Below are 2,233 nucleotides of genomic sequence, written 5' to 3'. Positions count from 1 at the left end.
ATCCACGGCCGCGACTGACGCTTCCCCATGTTGAAACCAACGAGCATCCGAACCGAAAGTCACATGATCAACAACTTCTGTTAGGACCTCTTAGACTCGGAAGCTGTTGAGGTTGGTGATGCCGAGCGCGGGTGCGATCTCCGTGGCGGTCCAGGCGTACTGGGGTGCTGATCGCAGAATGAGGAGTGCCGCCTGGAAGCGGGAGAGCGTCGGATCGACTGCGGGCAGTGGTGGTGTGGGAAGTGTCGGCGGTGACGGCGGCGGTGTGGCCGACTCGTCCAGCAGCGCGTAGACACCGTGGTGCAGCTTGCTGATCAATCCGTTCCGGGCCCAGCGAGCGACCAGGACGCAGAAGCTGTTCACGTTGTCGACTCCAACCTCTGCGGCCAGCTCCTGGGCACCCCAGCGGCGACCAGGGTGGGAACGCAGAACGTCGAGGGCTCGCTCGATCAGAGAAGGTGGCCGGGGAACCGGCTCCGGTTTCACCGTCGGAACCGGGTGCCGACTCGACACGAACGGAGCCGTCGTCTGCTGGACAGCGTGGATGCTGATCGCCAGAGAGTCGATCCGCGTGCTGCTTCGAGGTCTCGGGTCCTCGGGATTCGCGTAGGCGTAGCGGGAGGTCTGGCACTTCACCTTGCGGACGCTGATCCGCGCTCGTCGGGCCGGCAGCAGGTTCGAGAGCACGGCCCGTCCTATCCGGCCGACGAGATCGTGGCCGTTGCCATCGGCGTGAGCGGCGACGAGCTGGTCGCGTGCCGCTTCCAGGGCGACAGTGAAGCTGGCACGGTCGGGGTCGGTGCCCGGTGCGGATTCGACTGCGTCGACCATGGCGGTTCGCAGGAGCTGGCAGAGGGAGAGCAGGGCCCACATCTCCTGCTCGATGCCGAAGGGATCGCCGGAACGGAGGACACGCCCGTTCATGAGGGTGTGGCGCAGGGCGTAGTAGGCGGACTCGATCTCCCAGCGCTCGTGGTACAGCCGCACGAGGGCTTCTGCGGGGTCCAGGCCGGGGTCGAGCAGAGTGGTGGCCAGCCGGTAGCCGTCGTGCAGACGGGAGCCGTCCGCGCAGGTGGCGGTGATGTCGGCCTCGATGATGCGGACCGTGACGCCACGGATACGAGCCAGATGGGAGCCATCGGGCAGTCGGCCCACGGTCGGCGGGCGCCGGTTGGAGGTGAGGCGGACCAGGAACTGGGCGCCGGTGCCGGCGACCTTCGCCAGGAACTTGCCGTCGTCGAAGCCTCGGTCGGCGAGAACCAGCATGTCGGGTCCGAGCAGATGCAGCAGGCGCTGGGCGTAGTGGTTCTCGCCGTAGCTCCTGGGGCCGAACACAGCGCCGAGGAGCCCGCGGCTTCCGGTCTCCACCAGCGCCATCAGCCGCAGCAGCGGGTAGCCGGTCCAGCCGTACCGGTTGCGAGGCCGACCGAACCGGCCGCGGTTGCGTTCGGCGTCTGGCACCGTGATCGAACTGCACCCGTCGAAGGCCACGGTGCGCCAGCGCCGGTAACGCACTCCCGGCGTCCGTGGCTGGGCCAGCGGCCCAGCCACGATCTCGAACAGCGCCTTCACCGGTGCGGCCCCGAGGCGTCTGCGCAGGTCACGCAGGGCCTTCTCCGACGGCGTGGGGCACCGGCAGCCCGGTCAAGCCGACTACGAGCTTGTCCCACACCTTGGCATAGCCCAGTTGTGGGAACAGACCGAGGGCGAGCACGAAGTACACGCCCACCCGCGAGGGCAGGGACCGTAACCGGCGCTGGACGGTCCCGGTCTCCGCCAGGACGGCGTCGACCAGTTCGAAGGGAAGGTACTTGGTCAGCTCACCCAGGTGGCCTGGGGCGAAGACCCCGGCGGCAACGGTCAGGGTTCGCGTGAACGTGCTGGTGGCAGACTGGCAGCGCAAGGGGGCCTGTGGGGACGGACTGATCTTGGCGGATCATCCCTCCTACCAGAGGCTCCGTTGCTCCCGCCGGGACAACCGTCAATCCCGCCCACACCCCTTGACGTGCACCGTTCCCGCTTACTTCGCGGCATTGCCGTTGTCCTCCGACATTCAAGGCTTGTTCGGGGTGAACGAACCTCCACCGTGGCGGCACGGTGGAGGTTCGTTCACCCCCAGGGCAGACGCACCGGCAGGCTTGTCGCGCGTCAGACTTTGTGGCAGGGCTCGTTTCTTGCGGGCTCTGCTGATCTTGAAGGAGTCTGATCGTTCATGGTGAGGCCGCCGGTGCTT

At 67.2% G+C, this 2,233-nt stretch carries 2 protein-coding genes; both read right to left on the bottom strand.

Going from position 1 to position 2,233, the window contains the following annotated elements; all coding sequences use genetic code 11:
- Nucleotides 1-90 precede the first annotated feature (90 nt).
- The gene (locus tag ABZ532_RS31525; protein ID WP_361291421.1) at nt 91-1,572 is read right to left on the bottom strand and encodes a transposase; all 1,482 of its coding nucleotides are present in this window, start codon (nt 1,570-1,572) and stop codon (nt 91-93) included.
- Nucleotides 1,573-1,600: 28 nt separating this feature from the next.
- The gene (locus ABZ532_RS31520) at nt 1,601-1,903 is read right to left on the bottom strand and encodes a transposase domain-containing protein (protein WP_361291418.1); all 303 of its coding nucleotides are present in this window, start codon (nt 1,901-1,903) and stop codon (nt 1,601-1,603) included.
- Nucleotides 1,904-2,233 lie beyond the last annotated feature (330 nt).

The sequence above is a fragment of the Streptomyces sp. NPDC019396 genome, assembly GCF_040632375.1.
Taxonomy (GTDB): domain Bacteria; phylum Actinomycetota; class Actinomycetes; order Streptomycetales; family Streptomycetaceae; genus Streptomyces.
The sequence above is the reverse complement of the archived record's forward strand: the minus strand, read 5'-3'. Positions and strand labels throughout refer to the sequence as shown.